Source organism: Methylocystis parvus OBBP, from assembly GCF_027571405.1.
Lineage (GTDB): Bacteria > Pseudomonadota > Alphaproteobacteria > Rhizobiales > Beijerinckiaceae > Methylocystis > Methylocystis parva.
The window spans coordinates 3503423-3528785 of record NZ_CP092968.1 but is presented as its reverse complement, the minus strand read 5'-3'; the positions used below and the strand labels follow the sequence as shown (position 1 = coordinate 3528785).

Genomic DNA, 25363 nt, shown 5'->3' with positions numbered 1-25363 from the left:
GGCCTATGAAAGGGCTTCGATAGGAGCCGCCACGCTCGGCGCCTCGCGCCAATCGGCGCGGACTTTCTCATAGACGGCGGCCACGGCGTCGAGATGGCGCTCGAGCGTCAACGGATCGGCCCAATAGCGCGCATAGGCCGCCTGCGACATGCGTTTGGCGAGCGCGTCATCCTTCAGCTTGCCGATCGCGGCGGCGAGAGACTGCGGATCGGCGCAACGGAACCAGAAACCGTTCTCCCCATCCGTTACGGCTTCCCGACCCGCGCAAATGTCGCTCACAATGACCGGCGCGCCGAGCGCGAGAGCCTCATAAACCGTGAGCGGCTGCCCCTCGTACCAGACCGACGGGAACACGAGCGCGCGCACGCCGCGCAGAATTTCGCGCACTTGCGCCGGGCTCCGCCAGCCCAGAAATCTCGCCTCGGGGAATTCGGCTTCCAGCGCCGCGCGTTCCGGCCCCTCGCCGACAAAGACAGACGTGACTCCAGCGAGGCGCGCGGCCTGAGCGAAATAGCGCGGCCCCTTCTCGGCTGAAAGGCGCCCGACAAAAACGAAATCGCCCGGCGTCCCATCGCCCTTGGGCCCCAGATCCTCGACGTCTATGGGATTTCCGACCTCATAGAAGACCGCGTCTTTCGGCATGTAAGGCGCAATCGCTTCGCGCTGCAGCTTGGATATTGTGATGAGATGGCGCGCCGTCCCGTAGAGCCCGCTGCCATAGCGCATCAGCGCATGCCGGCCGACGCGCATGAGCTTGCGGTGATAGCCGCGCGAGTCGCAATTATGGGCGATGCAGCCCAGCGACATCGCCTCATAGTCGCAGTTCCGCGCCGCGCCATAATCGTAGAAGCCGCCATTCGGGCAGGCGAGATAATATTCGTGCAGCGTATGAACCACGGGAAGGCCCGCATTTTTGAGCGCCGCGCCGATCGACGGCGACAGCGCCTTCGCCCAGCCATGCACATGCACGATGGTCTCGTCCGAATCGCAGGTCGCTAGAAGTTTTGCGAGCGCCCGCGAAGCGGCGCCGTTCCACAGCCATTGAACGCCAAAGCGCGCCAGCGACGAGGTCGACAGCACGTCGGCTTGGTCGAGCAGCGTCACCGCGACGCCCGCTTCCGTCAGGCTTGGCTCGACCGGCCCCACCGCCGCGAAGAAATCGACCCGATAGCCGCGCCGCGCGAAGCCCTTGGCGCCGTCAATCGCCACTTTGGCGAGTCCGCCATTGATATGCGCGTGATCTGCGACGACGACGATGCGCATGTCACTTGGTCGCGATGATATAGGCGAAGCTGGACACGGCGCGCCATTGGCGTTCGCGCGCGATTCTGGTGAAGGCCGCGTCGATCTGCTTCACGCCCGGAAATTTCCAGAAATAGCTGTATCCCCAGAAAGGCAGCGCCACGACGTCCGAAAAGCCGGCGCGCTTCAGCATGGGAACGATCTTCGCTTCCTCGCTGAAGCAGTAATCGTAATAGGCTGGGAATTTTGGATTGTCGCCGTCCTCCTTGCGATCCGGAAAGACGGTTTCGAGCATCCAGCGCGAAATCTTCTCGGGAATGAGACGGTTCAGCACATAGGGCGGCGCGTAAAGCGTCGGAAAGAAACTGAAGGCGACGCCGCCGGGGGCGAGCGCATAGGCGATATTCTCCCACATGCGCGCGACGTCCGGCACATGCTCCATCACCATGCGGCTATAGGCGATGTCATATCGTCCGGCGCCGAGGATCGCTTTCGCGTCTTTCCCGGCAATGTCGCATTGGACGGTCGAATAGCCCTGCGGCGCGCGCGAGAGTTCGTGCGCCGAGATGTCGTTCAGCGTCACTTCGAAGCCGTGCGCCGCAACTTCCGGCGGCAAAAAAAGCGGATCGCGGCCGCCGCCGATTTCCAGATGCCGCGTTAACCCTCTTTGCTGCGCGATCTCGACGATCGTGCGCTTGTAATTTTCCCAGGCCCAGTTGAAATCCGGATCATAATCGAGCCGCGCCACGATATCGCGGATTTCCAGCGGCTTGCGGCCCACGGCTTGAGCGAGAGAGATGGGCGGGGCGTTCATCGGCTGGGCTTTCGTCGCAAATCGGGTGCAGTATCCTAGTATTGGACGGTTACGCGAAGATGAATCGCCACGAGAGCGGAAGGCAGGCACGCGGATGAATTTCAGCGCCAGGGAAAACGAGGCCCGCGCTCCGCTTCGTCGCGCCGCGCTGAGCGACATAGACGCGCTCTTTCGCGATCTCGACTCCTCCGCCGCCGGCCTGTCCGAAGCCGAGGCCGCCCTCCGGCTGCGGCGATATGGCCGCAACCTCGTTGCTCAGGAGAGCGGCCCGGGGGTCGTGCGGGAACTGGCGCGCCATGTCTTCAATCCGCTGAACGGGCTTCTCCTCGCGCTGGCGGGCGCTTCGTGGGCTTTGAGCGACCGCCGCGCCGCCATCGTGATTTCCGCGATGGTCGTTCTCAGCGTTCTGCTGGCCTTCGTGCAGGAGCACCGCTCCAACGCCGCGGCCGCGAAGCTCCGCGCCATGGTGCGCACCCATGCCTCCGTTCGCCGGCCGGGCGTGGCCGACAATCCTTTCGTGGAGACGTCTCTCGACGCGCTCGCGCCCGGCGACGTCATCCGCCTCACCGCCGGCGACATGGCCCCCGCGGATATCAGGCTGATTGCCGGCAAAGACCTCTTCGTCAATCAATCCGCGCTCACGGGCGAATCCATGCCCGTCGAAAAATTCGGCCGGCGGCTCGAAAAAGTCACTGATCCCCTGGAGGCCGAAAATCTCCTCTTCATGGGTTCGAATGTCGTAAGCGGCTATGGCGAGGCGGTCGTCGTCGTCACGGGAAAGCGAACCTTCTTCGGCGCGATCGCGGATAAAATCGCCGAAGCGGACACTTCCACGGCCTTCGATGAAAGCGTGCGCAAATTCACCTGGCTGATGATCGGCTTCATGTCCGTGATGGCGCCGCTCGTGTTTTTCGTGAACGGATATTTCAAGGGCGACTGGCTGGGCGCCTTTTTGTTCGCCGTCTCCGTCGCCGTCGGCCTGACGCCCGAAATGCTGCCCATGATCGTTACGGTGAATCTCGCCAAAGGCGCGATGAACATTTCCCGGGAGAAGGTCATCGTCAAGCGTCTCGACGCCATTCAGAATTTCGGCGCGATGGACGTGCTCTGCACCGACAAGACCGGCACGCTGACGCAAGACCGCATCATTCTCAAACGTCATCTCGACATTTACGGCGCGGATTCCGAACGCGTGCTGGAGTTCGCCTATCTCAACAGCCATTTTCAGTCGGGATTGCGCAATCTGCTCGACGTCGCGGTGCTCCAGCACGCCGAGATCGAAGCCCGGCTGACGCCTCGCCACAGTTTCAGGAAGATCGACGAAATCCCCTTCGATTTCGAACGCCGCAGATTATCGGTCGTCGTGGAGCGAGACGACGGCGCGCGTCTGCTGATCTGCAAGGGCGCCGTCGAAGAAATCTTCGCCGTCGCCGATCGGTTCGAAACCGAAGAAACGAGCGGCATGCTGGACTCGTCCCATCTGGAAACGGCGCAGGCGGAGACGGCGTCGCTCAACGCGGACGGTTTCCGGGTCGTCGCCGTGGCCTATAAGTCGGTCGCAAGCGAACAGAGCGTCTTTTCGCCCAAGGACGAGAGCGGGCTGACGCTTCTCGGCTATATCGCCTTTCTGGATCCGCCGAAGGACAGCGCCGCGCAGGCCATCGCCGACCTGCGCAAAGGCGGCATAGACGTCAAGATTCTCACCGGCGACAATGACATCGTCACGCGCAAAGTGTGTCATGACGTCGGGCTCGACATCGGCGCGCTCATGCTCGGCGCCGAGCTGGACGCCATGGACGATGCGACGCTCGCCGCCCGCGTTTCGGGCGTCACCGTCTTCGCCAAGCTGTCGCCGACCCAGAAGGCGCGCGTCGTCGCGGCGCTGCGCAAGAACGGCCATGTCGTCGGCTATCTCGGCGACGGAATCAATGATGGGCCGGCGCTGAAGGCCGGAGACGTCGGCATATCGGTGGACAGCGCGGTCGATATTGCGCGGGAATCCGCCGACATCATCCTGCTGGAGAAAAGTCTCGCCGTCCTCAATGAGGGGGTGATCGAGGGCCGGAAAGTCTTCGCCAATATCCTCAAATATGTGCGCATGGGCGCAAGCTCCAATTTCGGCAATATGTTCAGCGTGCTCGGCGCGAGCGTCTTTCTGCCCTTTCTGCCCATGACGCCGATCCAGATTCTGACCAATAATCTGCTCTATGATTTTTCGCAGACCGCCATTCCGACCGACAATGTGGATGAGGAATTTCTGACGCGTCCGCGCAAATGGGACATAGAAGGCATTGCGCGTTTCATGCTTTATGTCGGACCCGTCAGCTCGATTTTCGATTACGCCACTTTCATTCTCATGGTTGTCGCCTTCAACGCATGGGACAATCCCGCAATGTTTCAGACGGGCTGGTTCGTGGAGTCGCTCCTGACGCAGACGCTCATCATCCATGTCATCAGAACGCGCAAAATCCCGTTCTTCCAGAGCCGCGCGAGCGGCGCATTGCTGCTCACCACCATCGTCGTCTGCCTTGTCGGCGCGGCGCTGCCTTATTCGCCGCTCGCGCCGGTCTTCGGCTTCACGCCCCTGCCCCTCAGCTATTGGCCGGCGATCTTCGGCTTTCTCATGTGCTACGCCGTTCTCGCTCATCTGGCCAAATCGGCCTTCTTCGCGCGGTTCGAAGAATGACGCATTCGCCCATCCCGCCCGATCCGCAAAAGGACGTCATCGCCTTCCTTGCGACTCGTCTCCGCGCGACGCAGACGATCGTCACGCATATATCGACTGTGTTGCTCTCGCAGGATCGCGTCTACAAACTGAAGCGGAGCGTTCACCTCCCCTATCTCGATTTCTCGACGCCCGAACTGCGCGCGGCGATGTGCGCGCGCGAGGTCGCGCTTAATCGCCGTTTCGCGCCCGCGCTTTATCTCGGCCTGCGATGCGTGACGCGCGAAGCGGATGGAAATCTTACGCTCGACGGATCAGGGGCGTTTGTTGAATCCGTCGTCGAAATGCGCCGCTTTCCCGACGACGCGCTCTTCGACGACATGGCGCGCGAGCGACGCTTGACCAAAGAGATGATCGAAAGACTGGCGCGCCGGATCGCCGCCGCCCATGAAGCGGCGGCGCCCGACTTTGCGCGAGGCGGGGCCGCGTCGATGCGCGCAATCATCGAGAGTATGGAAACGAGTCTGCGCCAAGCCCCGCCTGCCCCGATGGAAGAAATCGATGCGCATCTCGCCGCGCTGCGCCGCGCGCTAGCCGAAAATGCCGCATTGATCGATGCGAGGCGGCAAGCGGGCAAGGTGCGTCCCTGTCACGGCGATCTCAATCTGCGCAATGTCTGCCTGTTCGAAGGGGAGCCCACGCCTTTCGACTGCATCGAATTCTCCGACGACATCTCCACGATCGACGTCCTTTACGATCTCGCCTTCCTCCTGATGGATCTTTGGCGCGTCGGTCTTCCCGCGCTCGCCAATCTGGCGCTCAACCGCTATCTCGACGCGCGCAAGGAGAAGGAAGAAGAGGGCCTGCCTTTGCTGGCGCTCTTCATGTCGCTGCGCGCCGCGATCCGGGCGCATGTGGAGGCCTCGCAGCAGCACGCGGATGTCGCGCGGGATTATTTCAATCTCTCGCGAGCGCTGCTCGCGCCGGCGCAAGGCGTCGTCATCGCTATTGGCGGCTTCAGCGGCTCCGGCAAATCGAGCGCGGCGGCGGCGCTCGCGCCGCTTCTGACCCCTGCGCCCGGCGCGCGCATCTTCAACAGCGACCGGCTGCGCAAAGAACTGTTCGGCGCGGCGTCGACGGATCGGCTGCCGCCGAAAGCCTATCGCAGCGACGTATCCGAAAAGGTTTATCGGGAAATGTTCGACGCGGCCGAACGCGTTGCGAAGATCGGATGGCCGGTCGTGGTCGACGCCGTCTTCGATCGCCCCGAGGATCGCGCGGCGATCGAAGCGGCGGCGCAAATGGCGGGCGCGCCCTTCTTCGGATTCTGGCTCGATCTCGATCTTCCGCAACGCCTCGCGCGCGTGGACGCCCGCGTGAATGACGTTTCCGACGCGACGCGCGAGGTGCTGCAGGCGCAGATGACGAAAGAGACCGGAGAAATCGCATGGCTGCGCGTGAATGCCGGACGTGAACCGCAAAAAACTGCGGATGAGATTATCGCAAATCTTGCGCCGTCATTGCGAGCGTTTTTCTCGAAGTCGGGTATACCCGACTTCGCAAAAGTGCGAAGCAATCCAGAGCCGTAGCGGCTTTCTTCAATCAAATCGCCAGGTGGCCCCCCCCCCCCCCGGCCCTCCCCCTTGCAGGGGAAGTGAGCGAAGCGCATCAATCTTTTCTATGAAGTCGCCTATGCCGGATTTCGCAACGTCACGGAATGAGCACCGCCGCGCCCTGCAGGCGCCCGTCGCGTAAATCGCTCAGCGCCTCGTTCGCCTGCGCGAGCGGATAGGGCGTCGCATGCATGTTGAGCGGCAATGTCGGCGCCAGCGAGAGGAACTCCCGCGCATCCTCGCGCGTGAGATTGGCGACGGACAGGAGGCGGCGCTCCTCCCATAACAGCGAATAGGGAAAGCTCGGAATGTCGCTCATATGGATGCCGCCGCAGACCACCGCGCCGCCCTTCTTCGTCGCCGCGAGGGCGGGCGGGACCAGCGCGCCGACGGGGGCGAAGATCAGCGCGGCGTCGAGCTTTTCCGGCGCCGGCGCGTCCGAGCCTTGCGCGCTCGCCGCGCCGAGCGAAAGCGCGAATTCAGCCGCGGCGGCGTCGCCCGGCCGCACGAAGGCGTGAACGCGCTTGCCTTGCAGGATTGCGACCTGCGCGATGATGTGCGCGGCCGCGCCGAAGCCGTAAATGCCGATCGTCTGCGCCGGCCCCGCCATCTTCAGCGTGCGCCAGCCGATGAGGCCGGCGCAGAGCAGCGGCGCGAGCGTCGTCGGATCGGCGCTTTCCGGCAGCGGGAAGCTGTAGGAGGCGTCGGCGACAGTATGGGTGGCGTAGCCGCCGTCGCGCGTATAGCCGGTAAAGAGCGGATCGTCGCAGAGGTTCTCGCGCGCGCTGGCGCAATAGGGACAATGGCCGCATGTATGGCCCAGCCAGGGGACGCCGACGCGCTGGCCGAGGGAAAAGCCGCTTACGCCGGCGCCGATCGCTTCGACGCGGCCGACGATTTCATGTCCGGGAATGATGGGGAGTTTTGGCCGCGTGAGTTCGCCATCAACGACGTGAAGATCGGTCCGGCACACGCCGCAGGCTTCGACGCGCAGGCGCAGCTCGCCCAGGCCGGGCGCGGGAAGCGGGCGCGCCTCCATGACGAGGGGCGTATTGGGCCTCCGCAGAACCATCGCTTTCATTGTGTCGGTCATAGAGGGTCGCCCGCCAAGCCTGTCCTCGCCATAGCCCGTCGGGAGCGGGCGTCTCTCTCCGCCCTTCGGCGCGACGGGAAGCCGAATGCGGCGCGAGCCGGCGATGGGCAGAGATTTTTAAGACGGATGGCGCTCATTTCGCGATGATCCGCTTGCTCAGATAAATCCGCCGCCCTCCCAACGGGAAATCCTCGATTTCCCCGAAACGCGCAAAGCCTCGCCTCTCGTAAAACCCGGCGACGGCCGGATCGAATGTGTCGATATAGGCGCCGATGGCGCCGCGCTCGCGCGCCGCATCTTCGGCGGCGGCGATGAGCCGTCTGGCGAGGCCTTGTCCCCGCATGCTCTCGGCGACCCACAGATGCCGTATATAGAGCCATCGCCAGTGGATGACGCCGTTGAGGCCGCCAATCAGCGCGCCATCCCCGTTGCGCGAAGCGATGGCGAGCGGCGTCTCGTCGCGGGGGCCGAAACGCGCGGCGATCTCCGCGCCCAGAACCGAGGCGACTTCCGGGCACTCCTGCGCTTTTATCTCGAGCGCCAGGTTCTCAATCGGAATCTTTCTGCTAAACATCGCGCCCCGTGAAACAGGCTCTCTCGCTCATTCTATTCTGCGCAAGCCTCGCGGCGCCTGCAATGGCTGGCGCGCAGGAGGATTGCGGCCCGGCGACGCTCGCGCCGCAGGCGGGCTCGACGGGCGCGCGCGTGCATGATTACGCCGCCGTCTTCGAGGCCTGCGCCAAGGATGGCGACACGCGGCTCGCGACGCGCCGCATGAGCGTCGACGGCGAGAAGCTGCTGCTCACGGTCGACCCGCAAACGCTGAAGACATCGCTCGAACGCGTTGCCTGCTGGCGCTGCGCGCCGACCACGGCGGAGGAGCAAGCGGAGACGCGCTTCATGCAGGCCGTGCGCCCGCCCGCCGATCCCGACCGGCCGCCGGCTCTGGTCAATGCCGGGCTGATCCACGGCAAAGGCGCCGGGGCGTTCATCACCGGCGACCTCTGCCCGAGCCACAAACCGCTCGACCGCGCCTTCATCGAGGAAGTCGCCGCGCAGGGGCCGGGAACGCCGCTGACGCTGGCCGTCTCCGGCGCCTGGATCGCGCATCACAAGGAGGACTTCGCCTGGTTGCAGGAGAAGGCGCGCTCCGGCGCGCTGGACATCACCTGGGCCGACCACTCCTATTCGCACCCTTACGTCGTCGGGCTGAAGGACGCGCAGAACTATCTGCTGCGGCCGGGCGTCGATCTCGACCGCGAGATTTTCGAGACCGAGAAAATCCTCATCGCCCATGGCGAGACGCCGTCGGTCTTCTTCCGCTTTCCGGGGCTCGTCGCGGACGCGGCGCTGCTGGAAAAGCTGAAGGAGCGCCATCTCGTGGCGCTCGGGGCGGATTCGTGGCTGGCGCTGGGGCCGCCGCCCAAGGCCGGGTCGATTGTGCTGGTGCATCCCAACGGCAATGAGCCGGGGGGCTTGGCGATTTTCTCGCGGCTGTTGAAGAGCGGGCGGATGCCGAAGCCGTTTCGGGGGATCGAGGAGGCACCGTGAGGGTTATTTCCGCTTGGGATTCGCCGTTCCACGGCGCTCGGCAATAATGATTGTTTTTAATTCTTCTTCTGTCAAAGGACGCCGTTCTTCAATTGCCCTTCTGCCAGCCGTGATGCAGGCATTGTAAAGATCTGTCGAACTTCCATCTGCCGCTATCGCGATTCCATACATTTCGCGGAGCATCTCGACGCCCGGTTGCTTAAGCCGCGCGCCTACTTCGAAAAATTTCTTGATTTTCGAGATTTGAACCGGGCTCGGTGCATCGGCCGGCCTCGGCAGGCCTGCGGCGCGCCGCCTTGCTTCATGATAGACTTCGAACATCTTGCGCGCGTCTTCTTCGAGCGCCATGTTATCTGCCGCCGCCTGCGCGCACATGATGCCGAGCGTATAGAGTGGATACGATAGGCGACCGACTTCTTCGCCGAACGCCCGCACAGTTTCGGAAAACTCTCTTTTAGCCATAACAGGATCTCCTTATGACTTGATACCCAATACGGTAATATACCTCATGAAGTAATGCATGCTGAAAATGCAGTTCTGCCCTTTTCGTCGCTCCGGCCGCTACTGTAACCCACCCCAAACCCTCCGTTGCCAAGTTTACCCTTACATTGACAAGGGTTCCCCGCCCTCTTATCTCTCCGGCGGAAATGCCGCGTCGACCTTGACGCCCGGAGTCCCGGTCGCTGTCGCAAGCGGTTGCTTTTCCAAAGAGATTTGCGACGTTCCGCCCCGCCCGCCGACACCGGCGCCCGCGTTGGCGGCGGCGCGCCATCAGAAAGGTTCGCGGGTATGCTCGGCGCCCTCGCCAAGAAGATTTTCGGCACGGCCAATGACCGCCGTCTCAAGACCTATGCGCCGAAGGTCAAGGCGATCAACGCCCTCGAGCCGCAGATCGCCGCCCTCTCCAACGACGAGCTGCGCAATCGCACGGTCGAGTTCCGTGAACAGCTCGCCAATGGCAAGTCGCTCGACGACCTGCTCGTCCCCGCTTTCGCCACCGTCCGCGAGGCGGCCAAGCGCACGCTCGGCCAGCGCCATTTCGACGTGCAGCTCATCGGCGGCATGGTGCTGCATGAAGGCGCCATCGCCGAGATGCGCACGGGCGAAGGCAAGACGCTCGTCGCCACGCTCGCCGTCTATCTCAACGCGCTCGCCGGCAAGGGCGTGCATGTCGTCACGGTGAACGACTATCTGGCCAAGCGCGACAGCGACTGGATGGGCCAGATCTACCGCTTCCTCGGCATGAGCGTCGGCTGCGTCGTCCACGATATTTCCGACGAAGAGCGCGCCGCCGCCTACGCCGCCGACATCACCTACGGCACGAACAACGAATTCGGCTTCGACTATCTGCGCGACAATATGAAGTTCGAATTCGCGCAGATGGTGCAGCGCGGCCATAATTACGCGATCGTCGACGAGGTGGACTCCATCCTGATCGACGAAGCGCGCACGCCGCTCATCATCTCCGGCGCGGTGGACGACAAATCCGACCTCTACAATACGATCGACAAGCTCATCCCGAAGTTGAGCAAGGACGATTTCGAGCTCGACGAGAAGCAGCGCACCATCCATCTCACCGACGCCGGCAATGAGCATATGGAGGAGCTTCTGCGCGAAGCGGGCGCGCTGACCGACGGCGCGCTTTACGAGGCGCACAACGTCACCCTCGTTCACCACGTCAATCAGGCGCTGCGCGCCCATAAGCTCTTCCAGAAGGACAAGGACTATATCGTCCGCAAAGGCGAAGTCGTCATCATCGACGAATTCACCGGCCGCATGATGCCGGGCCGCCGCTACTCCGAAGGCCTGCATCAGGCGCTCGAGGCCAAGGAGCGCGTGCAGGTTCAGCCCGAGAACGTGACCCTCGCCTCGATCACCTTCCAGAATTATTTCCGCCTTTATGAGAAGCTGGCCGGCATGACCGGCACGGCGGCGACGGAAGCCAACGAATTCGCCGAAATTTACAGGCTCGACGTCGTCGAGATCCCGACCAATCGCGGCGTGCAGCGCCGCGACGACGACGACGAAGTCTATCGCACGGCGAAGGAAAAACTCGGCGCGATCCTCGAAGAGATCAAGGACGCGAGCTCCCGCATGCAGCCGCTGCTCGTCGGCACGACGTCGATCGAAAAATCCGAACAGCTCGCGGAGTTCCTGATCCAGCAGGGCTATAAGATGATCGATTTCGCCGATCCGAAAGGCCTGTCCGATCTCTACAGGGCCGCCCGCTCCGGCGAGCCTTCCAAGATGCTCGCCGTGCTCAACGCGCGCTTCCACGAGCAGGAAGCCTATATCGTCGCGGAAGCGGGCGTGCCGGGCGCGATCACCATCGCCACCAATATGGCGGGCCGCGGCACGGACATTCAGCTCGGCGGCAATGTTGAGATGCGCGTCGCGCAGGAATGCGCCGGGCTCGAAGGCGCGGCGCGCGAGGCGAAGGAAGCCGAGATCCGCGAGGAAGTCGCGAAGTTCAAGGAGGCGGCGCTCGCCGCCGGCGGCCTCTACATCATCGGCACCGAGCGGCATGAGAGCCGCCGCATCGACAATCAGCTGCGCGGACGTTCGGGCCGCCAGGGCGATCCCGGCCGCTCCAAATTCTTCCTGTCCCTGCAGGACGATCTCATGCGCATTTTCGGCTCCGAGCGCATGGACGGCATGCTCGTCAAGCTCGGCCTGCAGGAGGGCGAGGCGATCGTCCATCCCTGGATCAACAAGGCGATCGAGAAGGCGCAGCACAAGGTCGAGGCGCGCAATTTCGACATCCGCAAGAACATCCTGAAATTCGACAACGTGATGAACGACCAGCGCAAGGTCATCTTCGAGCGCCGGCGCGAGATCATGGCGGAAGAGAGCGTGGAGGAGCAGGTCTCCGACATGCGCGCGGAAGTCGTCGACAATCTCGTCTCGGCGCATATCCCCGCCGACGCCTATGCCGAAGCATGGGACGTCGAGGGCCTCGAAGAGGATGTGCGCACCAAGCTCAATCTCGATGCGCCGGTCGCCGATTGGGCGAAGGAGGAGGGCATCGCCGACGAGGAGATCAAGGAGCGCCTGCTGGAGGAGTCCGACAAGGCCTATGAGGAGCGCGTCGAGAAGAACAGCGCTCCCCTCATGCGCATGATCGAGAAGCAGGTCGTGCTGCAGTCGCTCGACACGCTCTGGCGCGAGCATCTCGTCGCGCTCGATCATCTCCGTCAGGTCATCGGCTGGCGCGGCATGGCGCAGCGCGATCCGCTGAACGAATATAAATCCGAGGCGCTGGAGCTGTTCCGCAGCCTGATGGCGCGCTGGGACGAGGCGGTGACCGCGCAGCTCATGCGCGTCGAGGTGAGCTTCGAGGCCCCGCCCTCGGCGCCGCCGGAACTGCCGCCGATGGAGATGTCGCACCCCAATCCGGTTCCGCTTTCGGGCGGCGTCAGCGCGGAGATGACGGCGCTGGAAGATCTGAACGCCCGCCTTGCGGCCGCGGACTTTTCCTCCCAGACGCTCGCCCCGGCTCCTGAGCGCGATCCCGCCGACCCCAATAGCTGGGGCAAGGTCGGCCGCAACGAGCCCTGCCCCTGCGGCTCCGGCAAGAAATACAAGCACTGCCACGGACAGCTCATGTAAGGGCGCGAAATCAGCGGCTTCCGGTTGAAGCCGTTACGATCCGGCGGACGGTCGCGCGCCGATCCGGAGCGCCGAACGCGGCTCCGCGCCTGCTTGGAGCCCTGCGGCGAGTCGTCGCAGATTGCGTCAATCGCCCCTTGCAGGGTTGATTGTAACCGCCGCCTGGCCTTTCTAAGACGTTCCGCTCACTCCTTGAGCGTTCTCCCCCGACTTGGACCGCTGTGCTTCAGCGGTCCTTTTTTCTGGCTACCGCAGCCCGTCCGGCCCGACGCGCCGCGCTCGTGACGTCAGCGCAGCGCAGGTTGGCGTCCTTCCGGCCTGCCGGAAAGCTCGTAATGCGCCAAGGGATTCACGCCCCGCTCGGCGACGTCGGGATTTCTTTCGAGATATTGGCGGGTCGAAAAAAACGGCCCCGGATCGAAGCCGAGCCTGGCGCCCGCAAGCAAATAATGCGTTGCGGCGTCCGAAACGCCGTAATTTTGCCTGTAGAAGTCCGCGTCAAAGAAGACCGAGTCGCAGATCGCGAGATATTGCCGAAGCAGAGCCGGCTTTCGAGTGCGCAACAGGATCTTCAGCGCCCGCGCCATGACGATCGGCGCATTCCATCCAATACGGCGGTAACGCGCGCGCATATGCTCGAACAGCGCGATCTCGCGACCCGCGGCGCGCGCTTCATCGCAAAGGACGTCGCGAAGCATGCGCTCCCGCGCGGCGTGATACGCCTCCGCCTCTTCCCCCGAGAACGTCTTGTAGCCGGCAAGCCGCAGATGCGCGTAGAATTCCGAGACCGTCGTTTCGCTGACTTCCTCCACCGCGAAAGGCGAAAGTCCGAGGAAATAAAGATCGGAAAGCAGCAGACGAAAACTGCTCGGCGTGAAGACCCAGCAATGCACGTCGTAATAGCTTGCGTCCTGCGTCTCGCGCTTCTGCTTCCAGGCTGCGAAGGCCTCCTGCAAGGCGGGCGTGACGGATATTCTGTCGACGTCCTCGTCGAGAAAAAAGGTGATGGCCGTCCGGCCGCACATCTCGGCGCTTGCGATCAGTCCGTTCTGGTCGAAAATCTGCGCATGGGTCGGCCGTTCGCGCCCGTCGAAAAAGGCCTCGATCCAGGCGGAGAGGCTCGTGCGAGAACGAAAGAAATCGAAGCAGGCGCGCTTGTCCGGCAGCGCCATGGACAGATAGCCGCCCCTCCTCAGAACGCGCCCGCAAGCCTGCAGGAAGGCGATTGGATTGGGCAGATGTTCGAAATTATGCGACGACACGACATAGTCGAAGTCGCCGTCGAAGCCCTTGGCCCGGCATAGCCGGTCGATCGTCACCGCGCTCCCGACAAGATCGACCGGCTCGATGAGCTCGACCTTTTCCGGCGGGAGGCTCGGGTCCGTCGCCGCGCGCCGCTTGAGGGTCTCCGTGTCGAAGACGTCGAGAGAGAGGCAATTATAGCCCTCCCGCTTGGGGGCCAAAGGCGAGAAATAAGGTCCAATCTCAATTCCCCGAGCCTCTTTGCCAATATGCTTGAGAAGCTCCTTTTGACGATCCATCGGCCCTACCGGGTAAAAGGGGCGGTCGCGCCCCGCGCCGCCCCCTCTTATAGAAATTTCCGGCTATTGATAATAAGAGTTGCGCGCGCGGCCGGAGCCGTTTCCTCTTGTTGAGGAAATGGCGGCTAAATTCACGCCGGGCCAAAGCCGCCCGCCCGGCCTCCCCATCGGGAAGCCACCCTCGCGCCCCGCTCCGGGGATGCGAAGCCAGCAGCACTTGGACAGGAGCCTCGCGTGTCGTCCATTGATTTCTCCAAAGTCGTCGTCGCACAGGGCGGCGGCCCAACCGCCGTCATCAACCAGTCGCTCGTCGGAGCCGTGCTGGAATCGCGCAAGTTCCGCGAAGTCGAGCGCGTCTACGGCGCTTTCCACGGCGTGCGCGGCATCGTCAACGAGGACTTTGTCGATCTGACGCAGGAGACGACGCATAATCTGGAAATGGTCGCGAATACGCCTTCCTCGGCGCTGGGATCCACGCGCGACAAGCCTGACCTGAAATATTGCCAGGAGATTTTCAGGGTTTTGCGCGCCCATGGCGTAGGTTGCTTTTTCTATATTGGCGGCAATGATTCGTCGGATACGGTCCGCATCGTCTCGGAGGAAGCCAGGAACGCCAGCTATCCGCTGCGCGCCGTTCACATTCCGAAGACCATCGACAACGACCTGATGGTCAACGACCACACGCCCGGCTTCCCCTCCGCGGCGCGGTGGGTGGCGCAGGCCTTCGCCGGCGCCAATCTCGACAATTGGGCGCTGCCCGGCGTCTATATCGCGGTCGTCATGGGGCGGCACGCCGGCTTCCTCACCGCCGCCTCGGCGCTGGGCAAGAAGTTTCCCGATGACGGCCCGCATCTCATCTACGTGCCGGAGCGCGCTTTCATCGTCGAGAAGTTCCTCGCCGACGTGAAGGCGACCATGGACAAATATGGCCGCTGCGTGGTCGCCGTGTCCGAAGGCGTCAGCGACGAGAATCATGTGCCGATCGCCGAGAAGCTCGCCGAGCAGGTGGAGCGCGACGCGCATGGCAATGTGCATCTGGGCGGCGGGGGCCTCGCCGACGAACTGACAGAACTGGTCAAGAAGCGGCTCGGCTACAAGCGCGTCCGCGCCGACACTTTCGGCTATGTTCAGAGGAGCTTTGTGGGCTGCGTCTCCGACGTCGACCAGCGCGAGGCCCGCGAAGTGGGCGAAAAAGCCGTTCAATATGCGATCTGGGGCGATCGGGACGGCTCGGTGACCATTCACCGCACCGGCTTTTACTCAGTCGACTACCACCTCACGCCCCTTGAACAAATCGCGGCCAAGACAAAAGTGATGCCGGATGAGTTCATCAGCCCCTGCGGCACGGACGTCACCGACGCCTTCCGCCTCTATCTGCGCCCGCTGCTCGGCAGCGGCATGCCGGACGCCTTCCGGCTCAGGCTCAACCGGGTCCCCAAGATCTTGACCTGACCGGCTGAGGAGCCCCCGCCGGCCGGGCGCGCCCCGGCCGGGCGGAAGCTGGGGCGCCGATCTTGCTAACCACACGATTTGTGACAAGGTTGCAAAATCCGGCGCGTCTAAAATAAAGTGGAGCTGCGCGGAGGTGCGACCGGCCCGCGCGGTTCGACAGGGCGCAGGGAAAGCGCCAGATGGGCCTGACCCTCGCGAGGGGGCGAGAGCCGACCGGTTCTCTCCACCTTTTGTTAGGTCGGGGCCGTTAAATCATATGTTTGGATCGATTCGCGCGGCGAGTTGGTTCATCAGGAGAAAATCATGAGCAAAGTCGGCGGCGGCGATTCCAAGAATACGCTTTACTGCTCGTTTTGCGGCAAAAGCCAGCATGAAGTCCGCAAGCTCATCGCCGGCCCTACCGTCTTCATCTGCGACGAATGCGTCGAACTCTGCATGGACATCATCCGCGAGGAGAACAAGTCCTCGCTCGTCAAGCAGCGCGACGGCATTCCGACGCCCCGCGAGATCTGCAAGGTTCTGGACGACTATGTGATCGGCCAGGCGCAGGCGAAGCGCGTTCTTTCCGTCGCGGTCCACAATCACTACAAGCGCCTTAACCACGCCACCAAGCATGGCGACGTGGAGCTGGCGAAATCCAACATTTTGCTGATCGGTCCGACGGGCGTCGGCAAGACCATGCTGGCGCAGACCCTCGCCCGCATTCTCGACGTGCCCTTCACCATGGCCGACGCCACGACGCTCACCGAAGCGGGCTATGTCGGCGAGGACGTCGAGAACATCATTCTGAAGCTGCTGCAGGCCTCGGACTACAATGTCGAGCGCGCGCAGCGCGGCATCGTCTATGTCGACGAAATCGACAAAATCTCGCGTAAAAGCGACAATCCCTCCATCACGCGCGACGTGTCGGGAGAGGGCGTCCAGCAGGCGCTGCTCAAGATCATGGAAGGCACCGTCGCCTCCGTGCCGCCGCAGGGCGGGCGCAAGCATCCGCAGCAGGAATTCCTGCAGGTCGACACGACCAATATTCTCTTCATCTGCGGCGGCGCCTTCGCCGGCCTCGAGAAGATCATCTCCGCGCGCGGCCGCTCGACCTCGATCGGCTTCGCCGCCAATGTGCAGGCGCCGGACGAGCGCCGCACCGGCGACATCTTCCGCCAGGTGCAGCCCGAGGACCTGCTGAAATTCGGCCTGATCCCCGAATTCGTCGGCCGTCTGCCGGTTCTCGCGACGCTCGAAGACCTCGACGAGGAAGCGCTGAAGAAGATCCTCACCGAGCCCAAGAATGCGCTGGTCAAGCAGTATCAGCGCCTCTTCGAAATGGAGAATGTCGAGCTGACCTTCCAGGACGAGGCGCTCACCTCCGTCGCCCGCAAGGCGATCGAGCGCCACACCGGCGCGCGCGGCCTGCGTTCGATCATGGAGGGCATTCTGCTCGACACCATGTTCGACCTGCCCGGCCTCGAAGGCGTGGAGCAGGTGGTCATCGGTCCGGAAGTCGTTGAAGGCAAAGCGAGACCGCTGTATATCTACGCCGAACGCAGCGAGAAGAGCGGCGCCAGCGCGTAAAACGCGCGCCGTCACAAATTTCAGGACGGCGACGCCGGCTGAGCCGGCTCTTTTACGCCGTCCTTGAATCGCCAGTCCGAGTATCCCATTTCCTGCGTTGACGGGGCAGTTTGGGCGTTTCGCCATTTGCTCCTGTGGCGCACGGACGCGAGAGCGAGCGTCGTGCGGCCAAGCTGGCTGAAGATCAGCGGCCGATTGCTACGGCCTAAGTCTTGCTAGTTTTCCCTTCGCTCGCAATTTTCGCGTCGCCGCCGGGCGGGATGCGCAAAAAAGAAAGCAGGACACGAAGATGAGCAATGAAAAGCGCGAAGCCATAACGCCGGGGGCCATCGAGAGCTATCCCGTCCTTCCGTTGCGCGACATCGTCGTGTTTCCGCATATGATCGTGCCGCTTTTCGTCGCGCGCGAGAAATCGATCCGCGCGCTCGAGGAAGTGACGAAGAGCGATCGCCTGATCCTGCTTGCGACTCAGAAAAACGCGGGCGACGACGATCCCGCGACTGACGCGATCTATCCGATCGGCACGCTGGCCTCCGTGCTGCAGCTCCTCAAACTGCCCGACGGCACCGTCAAGGTGCTCGTCGAAGGCGTCGCGCGCGCCGCCGTGCGGGATTATTCGCGCGCCGACGACTTCTATGAAGCGGAGGCCGAGGCGCTTGCCGACGATCCGGGCAATCCGGTCGAAGTCGAGGCGCTCGGCCGCTCGGTGATCTCCGAGTTCGAAAGCTATGTGAAGCTCAACAAGCGCGTCTCGTCCGAGATCGTCGGCGCGGTGACGCAGATCGAGGATTTCTCCAAGCTCGCCGACACCGTCGCCTCGCATCTTTCGGTTAAAATTTCCGACAAGCAGGATGTGCTGGAGACGCTCAACGTCTCGAAGCGCCTGGAGAAGTGCCTCTCGCTGATGGAGAGCGAAATCTCGGTCCTTCAGGTCGAGAAGCGCATCCGCACGCGCGTCAAGCGCCAGATGGAGAAGACCCAGCGCGAGTACTATCTCAACGAGCAGATGAAGGCGATCCAGAAGGAGCTGGGCGACGAGGACGGCAAGGACGATCTCGCCGAGCTCGAGGAGCGCATCAAGAGCACCAAGCTCTCGAAGGAGGCGCGCGACAAGGCGACCGCCGAACTCAAGAAGCTGCGCCAGATGTCGCCCATGTCGGCGGAAGCCACCGTGGTGCGCAATTATCTCGACTGGATTCTCTCGATCCCGTGGGGCAAGCGCTCCAAGGTCAAGCGCGACCTCCAGGCGGCGCAGGACGTGCTCGACGCCGAGCATTTCGGCCTCGAAAAGGTCAAGGAGCGCATCCTCGAATATCTCGCCGTGCAGAGCCGCGCCAACAAGTTGACCGGCCCGATTCTCTGCCTCGTCGGCCCGCCCGGCGTCGGCAAGACCTCGCTCGGCAAGTCGATCGCGAAAGCGACGGGGCGCGAATTCGTGCGCATGTCGCTGGGCGGTGTGCGTGACGAGGCGGAGATCCGCGGCCATCGCCGGACCTATATCGGCTCGATGCCCGGCAAGATCATCCAGTCGATGCGCAAGGCCAAGACGTCCAACCCGCTCTTCCTGCTCGATGAGATCGACAAGATGGGCATGGACTTCCGCGGCGATCCGTCCTCGGCGCTGCTCGAAGTGCTCGACCCCGAGCAGAACCAGACCTTCAACGACCATTACCTCGAGGTCGATTACGACCTCTCCAATGTGATGTTCGTGACGACGGCGAATACGCTGAACATCCCTGCGCCGCTGATGGACCGCATGGAGATCATCCGCATCGCCGGCTACACCGAAGCCGAGAAGCTGGAGATCGCGCGCAAGCATCTGATCCCCAGCGCCGTCCACAAACACGGCCTCGCGCCGGAGGAGTGGATGGTCACGGAAGACGGTCTGATGGAGCTCATCCGCCGCTACACGCGCGAAGCGGGCGTGCGCAATCTGGAGCGCGAAGTCTCCAATCTCGCCCGCAAGGCGGTGAAGGAGATTCTGCTCAAGAAGACGAAGCAGATCGTCGTCACGGCGGAGAACATTTCCGACTATCTGGGCGTGCCGAAGTTCCGTTACGGCCAGGCCGAGCTTGAGGATCAGGTCGGCGTCGTCACGGGCCTCGCCTGGACCGAAGTCGGCGGCGAGCTGCTGACGATCGAAGGCGTGATGATGCCCGGCAAGGGCAAGATGACCGTCACGGGCAATCTGCGCGACGTGATGAAGGAGTCGATCTCCGCGGCGGCGTCTTACGTCCGCTCGCGCGCGGTTGACTTCGGCGTCGAGCCGCCAATGTTCGACCGTCGCGACATCCATGTGCATGTGCCGGAAGGCGCGACGCCCAAGGACGGCCCCTCGGCCGGCGTCGCGATGGCGACGGCCATCGTCTCGATCGTCACCGGCATCCCGGTGCGCCGCGACATCGCCATGACGGGCGAGATCACGCTGCGCGGCCGCGTGCTGCCGATCGGCGGCCTGAAGGAGAAGCTGCTCGCGGCGCTGCGCGGCGGCATCAAGAAGGTGCTGATCCCCGAGGAGAACGCCAAGGATCTGGCGGAAATTCCGGACGCGGTGAAGAACGAGCTCGAAATCGTGCCCGTCGCCCGCATGGAGGAAGTGTTGCAACACGCCCTCGTCTCGCAGCCGACGCCAATCGTCTGGGAAGAGGATACGTCGGCGCTTTCGACACGCTCGGCGGCGCTCGCCGAGGACGACGCCGGGGTGCGCGCGCACTGAGCCGCGTCGCATGACGCAGCGAATGAAGCCCCGTCCTGAGGACGGGGCTTTTTTCATGGGAGCCGCGACCGCCGCGCTGCCCAAAAACGCCATAATTTCTGCGGTTTTTCGCAATGCAGCGGCTGATTCCCCCGGTTTTCCGGCATTTTCCGGAGTCCGTCGGCCGCAATCCCTTGCCTTTCCAACGATTCGGACCCAACACTCGCCCTCGCTACGCGCCGACGATTCGAACCGCCGCGTCTCCGCGCGGGCGTCGCCGGCCTCGCAGCGCGCTAGAAAAAGGAAAAGACCATGAACAAATTGGAACTGGTCGAGCACGTCGCCAACGAGACGGAATGCTCGAAGGCCGCCGCGGCTGCTGCGATCGACGCCGTTATCGACGGCATCACGACGGCGTTGAAGAAGGGCGACGAAGTGCGCCTCGTGGGCTTCGGCACTTTCTCCGTCAAGAAGCGCGCCGCCGGCAAGGGCCGCAACCCCGCGACGGGCGAAGAGATCAAGATTCCGGCCTCCAAGAGCGCCCGTTTCAAACCCGGCCAGACGCTGAAAACCGCGCTCAACAAGACGAAGTAAAAGACGGAAATCTCGGGCTCGGGCACGGCCGTCGGCGGCTGTCGGCGGCCGTTCCGTTTGGACGCGCCGGTTTTCTCCGAGGGCCGCTTGCCTCCCGTGCGCGGCCTCTCTAAAACCGTGCGCGCCGCCTCTCGTCGATAGGCGGCGTGGGCGGTTAGCTCAGCTGGTAGAGCATCTCGTTTACACCGAGAATGTCGGGAGTTCGATCCTCTCACCGCCCACCAGCGTTTTCGCGGCGCAGGTGAAAGTCCTTTGCCGCTCGCGTTTTGGGAATTAGGCTGGGTCGGTCGGAGATTCACGAGGTGCGGGCGCCCATGCAGATATTCAGGACCCTGGCTCTCGGCGCGCTTGGCCTCGCCGTACAGGCCCTTCTCGCCGGCGGCGGGGCGCAGGCCGAGGAAATGAGCTTCCGGGTCGTCGGCCTCGACGCTGGCCGCTGCGGCGCCCGCTGTCCCCAGGTGATCGCCGCACAGGGCGAAATCGGCGAGGGCACCCCCGACGCTTTTCTAAACTTCGTGCGCGAGAGCGTCGGCGGCGGCAATCTTCACGGCATCGTTCTGCTGGATTCCCCGGGCGGCAAGGTCGTCGCCTCCATGGAGTTCGGTCAGGCGTTGCGCCGGCTGGGCATGGCGGTGATCGTCGCGCGCCCCGCGGCCGAACCCTCGTCGCAAGCCATGTCGCTCGTTTCCGGCCGCTGCTATTCGGCCTGCGTCTATGCGCTGATGGGGGGCAAGAGGCGGGTGATCCCGCCGCAGAGCCGCGTCGGCATCCACCGCATGTTCAATTATTCGACGAGTTTCGACTTCTCCGAGGGCATCGTCCGCGAGCGCAATTACGACGATGGCGGCATGCGCGCCATGCTCGCGCGCTACGCCAGCGGTATGGGCGTCAGCCCCGACCTCGTTCACCTCGCCGAGCGCACCTCGCCCGATCAGCTCTACATGCTGACGGGATCGGACATTGCGCGCTGGCGGCTGGGATCGCGCAAGCTTTGACTTGCGCATGACTCGACTTGCGCATGACTCGCTAGAAGAACATCACGAAGACAACAAGCAGGGCTGGACATGAAACATATTCTCGACGGGCTCGCGCAGCGCCGGGCTTCGGCGCGTTTGGGCGGCGGCGCAAAGCGCATCGAGGCGCAGCATGCGCGCGGCAAGCTGACCGCGCGCGAGCGCATCGAACTTTTGCTCGATCAGGGCTCGTTCGAAGAATTCGACATGTTCGTGACGCATCGCTGCACGGATTTCGGCATGGATCAGGGCGAGAAGACCTCGGGCGACGGCGTCGTCACGGGTTGGGGCACGGTCAATGGCCGCGCCGTCTTCGTCTTCGCCAAGGACTTCACCGTCTTTGGCGGCTCCCTGTCCGAGACGCACGCCCAGAAGATCATCAAGCTGCAGGACATGGCGCTCAAGAATCGCGCGCCCATCGTCGGCATTTTCGACGCCGGCGGCGCGCGCATCCAGGAGGGCGTGGCGGCGCTCGGCGGCTATGGCGAGGTCTTCCAGCGCAATGTGCTGGCCTCGGGCGTCATCCCGCAGATTTCCGTGATCATGGGTCCCTGCGCGGGCGGCGACGTCTATTCGCCCTCGATGACCGACTTCATCTTCATGGTGCGCGACACGTCCTATATGTTCGTGACGGGTCCCGACGTCGTGAAGACCGTGACGAACGAAACGGTGACGGCCGAAGAACTCGGCGGCGCCTCGGTGCACACGACCAAGAGCTCCATCGCCGACCGCGGCTACGACAATGACGTCGAGGCGCTCCTGCAGATGCGCCGGCTGATCGACTTCCTGCCGGCGAATAATACGGAAGAGCCGCCGGAATGGCCGAGCTTCGACGACGTCGACCGGTTCGACATGTCGCTCGACACGCTCATTCCCGACAATCCGAACAAGCCTTACGACATCAAGGAACTGATCACGAAGGTCGTCGACGAAGGCGACTTCTTCGAGATTCAGGAGGCGCACGCCAAGAATATCGTCGTCGGCTTCGGCCGCGTCGAAGGCCGCACGGTCGGCATCGTCGCCAATCAGCCGATGGTGCTCGCCGGCGTGCTCGACATCGACGCCTCCAAGAAGGCCGCGCGCTTCGTGCGATTCTGCGACTGCTTCAACATTCCGATCGTCACCTTTGTCGACGTTCCCGGCTTCCTGCCCGGCACGGCGCAGGAATATGGCGGCCTCATCAAGCATGGCGCGAAACTGCTCTTCGCCTATGCCGAGGCGACCGTTCCGAAAGTCACGCTCATCACCCGCAAGGCGTTTGGCGGCGCCTATGACGTCATGTCGTCGAAGCATCTGCGCGGCGACGTGAATTACGCCTGGCCCTCGGCGCAGATCGCCGTGATGGGCGCCAAAGGCGCCGTCGAGATCATCTTCCGCGCTGATCTCGGCGACCCGGAGAAGATCGCGCAGCGCACCAAGGAATATGAGGATCGATTCCTCTCGCCCTTCGTCGCGGCCGAACGCGGTTATATAGACGAAGTCATCATGCCGCATTCGACGCGCAAGCGAATCGCGCGCGCGCTGGCCCTGCTCCGTCACAAGGAGCTGGAGAACCCCTGGAAAAAGCACGACAACATCCCATTGTAAGTGGGCGATCCCAAATACAACTTTGAGGAGGCGCGGCGTAGAGCCGCGCCTTTCTCTTTCGTATCGATTTGAAACGGCTTGGCTGTAAGTATTGCTTAAATGCACGGCGCCCAACTCGAATTTTCGACAGAGTGCACAATTTCGAGTGACAGCCCTTTTATTTTGGCATAATGTCCCCTCGCCAAGTTGGTTGGGTAAGCCTAAGCGTTTAAAGCGTTTAGCCTTTCAATTCCCAGCAACGGTCCAAGTCGGGGAGGACGCCGGAGGGAACGCGGCTCGCGAAGGTGCTCGATGAACGAGCTGATGCGAGCGGTTATCGGAGCGGAAAAGACTTCGGGACCAGGCGTTCAATCCGGTTAAAGGACAGGGTGCCAAAGAGTGGGGAGCGGCCCGGCCGTCCCCGCTCTTTGTGTTTAAGGGGGCATTATAGAGATTCTCTCTAGCCCGATCAGCCCACCGCCGAGCCGATGCTGGAACGAACGCTGCTTGACGCGCGCGGGGCCCGTTCCTACGTTCCGTCCGAATTCGTTATTCCCCTGAAGAAAGACCCTCCTCAATGACGACGCAGAAAATTACCGACGCCACTTTCGAGCAGGAAGTGCTGAAATCCGCCGAGCCCGTCGTCGTCGACTTCTGGGCGGAATGGTGCGGCCCCTGCCGGATGATCGCTCCCGCGCTGGAGGAAATCGCGGCGGAGATGAAGGGCAAGATCAAGGTCGTGAAGCTCAATATCGACGAGAATCCGGCCGTGGCTTCGAAACTCGGCATCCGCTCGATCCCGACCCTGATTATCTTCAAGGACGGCAAGGCCGCCGCGCAGAAGGTCGGCGCGGCGCCGAAGGGCGAACTCTCCCGCTGGATTTCCGCCGCGGTCTAACGCGCCGGCATCCGCCGCGCGGTCCGGCTTACGACCGCCGCGCGGCCGATGCGCCCGACTTTATTTGTTTATACGCTCGGCAAGTTATACGCCCGGCGGGACGGGAATGAAGACCAGGGCGGCGAGCCCCGCCGCAAGCGACAGGGCGGATGCGAGTGAAAAACGCCATCCGATTCCCCAGCCGCCAATCGCCCAGGCGATCCCCGATTTGACGATCGTGTTGGCGAGGATCGCAAGCAGCACCGACAAAGCCGCCGCCCCCGCGCCGATCGTCGTCACCCCTTGACTCGCCATCGCCAGCGAAATGGCGTCGACGTCCGCGATCCCGGAGAGAAGGGCGAGCGCATAGGCGCCCGCGCTGCCCGCGAATTTCGTGACGATCTTCGCAAGGATCATCACCGCGGAGAGCAGCGCGCCGAATTTGAGCACGGCCGGCAGATCGAGCGGATTGCTGACGGTGAGCGGAGAACCGTCGCCAGTCGCTCTCTCCGCGCTTCGCCACATGAAAAATACGCCGACCGCCAGATAGACCAACCCCACGGCGAGAAGCGGCGCGACGAGGCGTAGAGCGAATTCCGGATTGACCAAGCCGAGGATCGCCAGCACGCGCGGCGCCATCACCGTGTTGGCGAATATCGCGCCGGCCGCGAGCGCGTCGGCTTGTTCCTGCTGGTCGGCCGCAAGGCGCGACATCGCCGCCGTCGCCACAGTGGAGGACGCCAGCCCGCCCGCCATGCCCGCAACCGCGACGCCGCGCCGATAACCGACAAGACGAACGGCGACATAACCGGCGAATGAGACGACGCCGATCAGAACCGTCATCAGCCAGAGCTCGTGAGGATTGATCGCGCCCCATCGGTCGATGGGCTGATTTGGCAGCACCGGCAGCAGGATGAAACTCATCGCGAGCAAGACGAGAGCCGAGCGCAGCTCGACCCATGTCAGCCGTTGAACCCAGCCATGCAGCAGGGCTTTGAGCGCCAGAAGCGCCGTCGCCGCGACGGCCGCGGCGGCGGCGGCGACGCGATCGCCGACGACCGCGAACGCGCCGAGCGCGAAAGCGAGCAGCACGCCGACCAGCGTCGTCGCGCCGAAGGACTGGTTGTGAACGATCTCCCGATAACGAAAGAACGCCATCACCGCGCCGAACAGCGCGAAAGCCAGCCCGAGCGCGATGGCGCCGCCGTCATGCGCGAACTGCATGGCGACCGCGCCCCAGACGCCCCCGAGCAGGGCGGCGAGTCCATGGGTGCGCAGGCCGGCGGCGCGTTCGCCCTCCTGCTCCTCGCGCGAGCGCCAACCGCGCTCCAGCCCGATGAGCAGCCCGATGGCCAAGGCGACGGACAGTCGCTGGATCAGTTCGGCGGTGCTCATTTCATACATATGAAGATAATGCTTTCTCGGTTCCCGGCTTTCTCGGCGCCGGGAGAGTCGCGCGAGCGCGCCGG

General features: G+C 63.4%; 18 protein-coding genes and 1 tRNA gene. 12 read left to right on the top strand and 7 right to left on the bottom strand.

Features of this window, described 5'->3' with window-relative positions:
- Nucleotides 1–3: 3 nt before the first annotated feature.
- Both MMG94_RS17065 and MMG94_RS17060 read right to left on the bottom strand, forming a co-directional pair.
- Nucleotides 4–1263 carry a glycosyltransferase family 4 protein gene (locus MMG94_RS17065; protein WP_016919825.1) on the bottom strand — a complete coding sequence of 420 codons (1260 nt, stop codon included), beginning with the start codon at nucleotides 1261–1263 and terminating at the stop codon, nucleotides 4–6.
- Between the two features lies 1 nt (nucleotide 1264).
- The gene (locus MMG94_RS17060; RefSeq protein WP_016919824.1) at nucleotides 1265–2056 is read right to left on the bottom strand and encodes a class I SAM-dependent methyltransferase; all 792 of its coding nucleotides are present in this window, start codon (nucleotides 2054–2056) and stop codon (nucleotides 1265–1267) included.
- Nucleotides 2057–2150: 94 nt separating this feature from the next.
- On the opposite strand from MMG94_RS17060, the gene mgtA reads away from it, so the two are divergent.
- Both mgtA and MMG94_RS17050 read left to right on the top strand, forming a co-directional pair.
- Nucleotides 2151–4742 (top strand): magnesium-translocating P-type ATPase, encoded by a 2592-nt coding sequence (gene mgtA / locus MMG94_RS17055; protein WP_016919823.1) that lies wholly within the window; start codon nucleotides 2151–2153, stop codon nucleotides 4740–4742.
- A complete protein-coding gene (locus MMG94_RS17050) occupies nucleotides 4739–6310 on the top strand; it encodes a bifunctional aminoglycoside phosphotransferase/ATP-binding protein (protein ID WP_016919822.1) in 1572 nt (523 codons plus the stop codon). Before mgtA ends, MMG94_RS17050 begins: the two co-directional genes overlap by 4 nt.
- A 121-nt stretch (nucleotides 6311–6431) precedes the next feature.
- Here the strand turns inward: MMG94_RS17050 and MMG94_RS17045 are convergent, their stop codons facing one another.
- Both MMG94_RS17045 and MMG94_RS17040 read right to left on the bottom strand, forming a co-directional pair.
- Nucleotides 6432–7415, bottom strand: coding sequence for a zinc-dependent alcohol dehydrogenase family protein (locus MMG94_RS17045; RefSeq protein ID WP_026016223.1), 984 nt, complete (start codon nucleotides 7413–7415; stop codon nucleotides 6432–6434).
- Nucleotides 7416–7560: 145 nt separating this feature from the next.
- Complete coding sequence (locus tag MMG94_RS17040) at nucleotides 7561–8001, bottom strand: GNAT family N-acetyltransferase (RefSeq protein WP_016919820.1); 441 nt, start codon at nucleotides 7999–8001, stop codon at nucleotides 7561–7563.
- 62 nt (nucleotides 8002–8063) lie between these two features.
- Here MMG94_RS17040 and MMG94_RS17035 point away from each other — a divergent pair, with 62 nt between their 5' ends.
- Nucleotides 8064–8978: a polysaccharide deacetylase family protein gene (locus tag MMG94_RS17035; protein ID WP_016919819.1), complete on the top strand. Its 915-nt coding sequence runs from the start codon at nucleotides 8064–8066 to the stop codon at nucleotides 8976–8978.
- A gap of 3 nt (nucleotides 8979–8981) precedes the next feature.
- On the opposite strand, the gene MMG94_RS17030 is transcribed toward MMG94_RS17035, so the two are convergent.
- Nucleotides 8982–9440 carry a hypothetical protein gene (locus MMG94_RS17030; RefSeq protein ID WP_154419647.1) on the bottom strand — a complete coding sequence of 153 codons (459 nt, stop codon included), beginning with the start codon at nucleotides 9438–9440 and terminating at the stop codon, nucleotides 8982–8984.
- A 327-nt stretch (nucleotides 9441–9767) separates the two neighbouring features.
- Between MMG94_RS17030 and secA the strand changes: the two genes are divergently transcribed.
- Nucleotides 9768–12587: a preprotein translocase subunit SecA gene (gene secA / locus MMG94_RS17025; protein ID WP_016919817.1), complete on the top strand. Its 2820-nt coding sequence runs from the start codon at nucleotides 9768–9770 to the stop codon at nucleotides 12585–12587.
- A 287-nt stretch (nucleotides 12588–12874) separates the two neighbouring features.
- On the opposite strand, the gene MMG94_RS17020 is transcribed toward secA, so the two are convergent.
- The gene (locus MMG94_RS17020; RefSeq protein ID WP_016919816.1) at nucleotides 12875–14128 is read right to left on the bottom strand and encodes a methyltransferase domain-containing protein; all 1254 of its coding nucleotides are present in this window, start codon (nucleotides 14126–14128) and stop codon (nucleotides 12875–12877) included.
- Between the two features lie 234 nt (nucleotides 14129–14362).
- Here MMG94_RS17020 and MMG94_RS17015 point away from each other — a divergent pair, with 234 nt between their 5' ends.
- The 8 genes from MMG94_RS17015 to trxA all read left to right on the top strand — a co-directional run bounded on the left by MMG94_RS17015 (nucleotide 14363) and on the right by trxA (nucleotide 23915).
- Nucleotides 14363–15580 carry a 6-phosphofructokinase gene (locus MMG94_RS17015; RefSeq protein WP_016919815.1) on the top strand — a complete coding sequence of 406 codons (1218 nt, stop codon included), beginning with the start codon at nucleotides 14363–14365 and terminating at the stop codon, nucleotides 15578–15580.
- 303 nt (nucleotides 15581–15883) lie between these two features.
- Nucleotides 15884–17149, top strand: coding sequence for an ATP-dependent Clp protease ATP-binding subunit ClpX (clpX, locus tag MMG94_RS17010; protein ID WP_026016222.1), 1266 nt, complete (start codon nucleotides 15884–15886; stop codon nucleotides 17147–17149).
- A gap of 289 nt (nucleotides 17150–17438) precedes the next feature.
- Nucleotides 17439–19865, top strand: coding sequence for an endopeptidase La (gene lon / locus MMG94_RS17005; protein WP_016919813.1), 2427 nt, complete (start codon nucleotides 17439–17441; stop codon nucleotides 19863–19865).
- A 291-nt stretch (nucleotides 19866–20156) separates the two neighbouring features.
- Complete coding sequence (locus tag MMG94_RS17000; protein WP_016919812.1) at nucleotides 20157–20438, top strand: HU family DNA-binding protein; 282 nt, start codon at nucleotides 20157–20159, stop codon at nucleotides 20436–20438.
- Nucleotides 20439–20586: 148 nt separating this feature from the next.
- Nucleotides 20587–20662, top strand: a tRNA-Val gene (locus tag MMG94_RS16995).
- Between the two features lie 90 nt (nucleotides 20663–20752).
- Nucleotides 20753–21433, top strand: coding sequence for a COG3904 family protein (locus MMG94_RS16990; protein ID WP_016919811.1), 681 nt, complete (start codon nucleotides 20753–20755; stop codon nucleotides 21431–21433).
- A 69-nt stretch (nucleotides 21434–21502) separates the two neighbouring features.
- Complete coding sequence (locus MMG94_RS16985; protein ID WP_016919810.1) at nucleotides 21503–23038, top strand: acyl-CoA carboxylase subunit beta; 1536 nt, start codon at nucleotides 21503–21505, stop codon at nucleotides 23036–23038.
- A 556-nt stretch (nucleotides 23039–23594) separates the two neighbouring features.
- Nucleotides 23595–23915: a thioredoxin gene (gene trxA / locus MMG94_RS16980; protein WP_016919809.1), complete on the top strand. Its 321-nt coding sequence runs from the start codon at nucleotides 23595–23597 to the stop codon at nucleotides 23913–23915.
- Nucleotides 23916–23999: 84 nt separating this feature from the next.
- Here trxA and MMG94_RS16975 read toward each other — a convergent pair whose 3' ends face one another.
- The gene (locus MMG94_RS16975) at nucleotides 24000–25298 is read right to left on the bottom strand and encodes an MgtC/SapB family protein (protein ID WP_016919808.1); all 1299 of its coding nucleotides are present in this window, start codon (nucleotides 25296–25298) and stop codon (nucleotides 24000–24002) included.
- Nucleotides 25299–25363 lie beyond the last annotated feature (65 nt).

What these genes read in the sequence shown, in the direction of transcription:
- mgtA (WP_016919823.1), top strand. Translation starts at nt 2,151, where the DNA reads ATGAATTTCAGCGCCAGGGAAAACGAGGCCCGCGCTCCGCTTCGTCGC.
- MMG94_RS16975 (WP_016919808.1), bottom strand. Translation starts at nt 25,298, where the DNA reads ATGTATGAAATGAGCACCGCCGAACTGATCCAGCGACTGTCCGTCGCC.
- MMG94_RS17035 (WP_016919819.1), top strand. Translation starts at nt 8,064, where the DNA reads ATGGCTGGCGCGCAGGAGGATTGCGGCCCGGCGACGCTCGCGCCGCAG.
- trxA (WP_016919809.1), top strand. Translation starts at nt 23,595, where the DNA reads ATGACGACGCAGAAAATTACCGACGCCACTTTCGAGCAGGAAGTGCTG.
- lon (WP_016919813.1), top strand. Translation starts at nt 17,439, where the DNA reads ATGAGCAATGAAAAGCGCGAAGCCATAACGCCGGGGGCCATCGAGAGC.
- MMG94_RS17040 (WP_016919820.1), bottom strand. Translation starts at nt 8,001, where the DNA reads ATGTTTAGCAGAAAGATTCCGATTGAGAACCTGGCGCTCGAGATAAAA.
- MMG94_RS17045 (WP_026016223.1), bottom strand. Translation starts at nt 7,415, where the DNA reads ATGAAAGCGATGGTTCTGCGGAGGCCCAATACGCCCCTCGTCATGGAG.
- MMG94_RS16985 (WP_016919810.1), top strand. Translation starts at nt 21,503, where the DNA reads ATGAAACATATTCTCGACGGGCTCGCGCAGCGCCGGGCTTCGGCGCGT.
- MMG94_RS17020 (WP_016919816.1), bottom strand. Translation starts at nt 14,128, where the DNA reads ATGGATCGTCAAAAGGAGCTTCTCAAGCATATTGGCAAAGAGGCTCGG.
- clpX (WP_026016222.1), top strand. Translation starts at nt 15,884, where the DNA reads ATGAGCAAAGTCGGCGGCGGCGATTCCAAGAATACGCTTTACTGCTCG.
- MMG94_RS16990 (WP_016919811.1), top strand. Translation starts at nt 20,753, where the DNA reads ATGCAGATATTCAGGACCCTGGCTCTCGGCGCGCTTGGCCTCGCCGTA.
- MMG94_RS17050 (WP_016919822.1), top strand. Translation starts at nt 4,739, where the DNA reads ATGACGCATTCGCCCATCCCGCCCGATCCGCAAAAGGACGTCATCGCC.
- secA (WP_016919817.1), top strand. Translation starts at nt 9,768, where the DNA reads ATGCTCGGCGCCCTCGCCAAGAAGATTTTCGGCACGGCCAATGACCGC.
- MMG94_RS17060 (WP_016919824.1), bottom strand. Translation starts at nt 2,056, where the DNA reads ATGAACGCCCCGCCCATCTCTCTCGCTCAAGCCGTGGGCCGCAAGCCG.
- MMG94_RS17065 (WP_016919825.1), bottom strand. Translation starts at nt 1,263, where the DNA reads ATGCGCATCGTCGTCGTCGCAGATCACGCGCATATCAATGGCGGACTC.
- MMG94_RS17000 (WP_016919812.1), top strand. Translation starts at nt 20,157, where the DNA reads ATGAACAAATTGGAACTGGTCGAGCACGTCGCCAACGAGACGGAATGC.
- MMG94_RS17030 (WP_154419647.1), bottom strand. Translation starts at nt 9,440, where the DNA reads ATGGCTAAAAGAGAGTTTTCCGAAACTGTGCGGGCGTTCGGCGAAGAA.